This is a genomic window from Oleiphilus sp. HI0061 (assembly GCF_001635675.1).
Genome location: NZ_LWFE01000742.1, coordinates 1 through 382, shown reverse-complemented (window position 1 = coordinate 382; position 382 = coordinate 1). Strand labels below are relative to the sequence as shown.

1 protein-coding gene is annotated in these 382 nt (G+C 45.0%); it reads right to left on the bottom strand.

From position 1 onward, the window contains the following. Positions 1–145 precede the first annotated feature (145 nt). Positions 146–382: HD-GYP domain-containing protein (locus A3735_RS30660; protein ID WP_369808237.1), on the bottom strand; the 237-nt coding region annotated here is incomplete at its 5' end.

Below are 382 nucleotides of genomic sequence, written 5' to 3'. Positions count from 1 at the left end.
GAGCGTCGTTTACTCGTTCTGATGCAGCCAAACAAGACAAGGCAATGGCGACAATCATTGTTGCATCCGGTCTCGCTACTCTATCGATACTACTAGGCTTTGCCTTAGCATTCTAAGCGTAAAACCTAGTATCGTATGCGCATGCCTAATCGGCATGCGCCTCTTGAATTTTCATTAGCTCTTCTTGGGTATCGAGTAATAAATCAACCAAACGCGGCTCGAACTTAGTGCCTTTCATCTCTTTGAAGAAGTTTAATGTCTCGTCTATAGACCTAGCTTGTTTATAGCATCGACGATTCACCAGCGCATCGAACACATCTGCCACCGAAGCAATTCGCGCAAAGATATGAATATCTTCACCCGCAATACCGTTTGGATAGCC